The organism is Mesorhizobium sp. M7A.F.Ca.AU.001.01.1.1 (assembly GCF_004022735.1).
In the GTDB taxonomy this organism is placed as follows: Bacteria; Pseudomonadota; Alphaproteobacteria; order Rhizobiales; family Rhizobiaceae; genus Mesorhizobium; species Mesorhizobium ciceri.
The window spans coordinates 1-617 of record NZ_RZPF01001311.1 but is presented as its reverse complement, the minus strand read 5'-3'; the positions used below and the strand labels follow the sequence as shown (position 1 = coordinate 617).

At 65.6% G+C, this 617-nt stretch carries 1 pseudogene; it reads left to right on the top strand.

From position 1 onward, the window contains the following. Positions 1–617, top strand: a pseudogene (locus tag EN884_RS37870) (translocation/assembly module TamB); the annotation flags it as partial.

Below are 617 nucleotides of genomic sequence, written 5' to 3'. Positions count from 1 at the left end.
CCGGCGCCGAGCGGCGGCACGACGACGCTGCCGGTTTCCATCGACATCAAGCAGATCGACCTGCCCGAGATCGCGCTTGGCCAGCAACTGGCCGGCAGCGGCATCGCCGAACTTGCCGCCAGGGGCATGCTCAAGGCCGACGCCGCGCCGCTGGCGGTCGAGACGGTGCTCAACGTCACCCGCCATGACGGCAAGCAAGGCAATGTCGATGCCAAGATCCACTTTGCGCCGGCGGACAACAGGCTCGATCTTGACCTCAAGGCCTCGGAGCCGGCAGGCGGCATCATCGCCAATCTGCTCAAGCTGCCCGATACGCCGCCGGTCGACATAATTGTCTCGGGCACCGGGCCGCTCGCCAATTGGAACGGCATCGGCACGTTCTCGGTCGACGGCAAGATCGTCACCCAGCTGACAGGCCGGCACCAACTGACCGACAAGGGTAATCATGTTGAGGCCAAGGGCGACGGCGATTTCGCTCGCTTCCTGCCTGAGAATCTCAAGCCGCTGTTTGCCGGCAAGACCAGCTTCGATGTCGCCGGCACCGCCACATCGGCCGGTGGCGTCAGTGTCGACCGCGCCAACATCGACAGCGATGCGGTGCACGGCACCGCGACCGG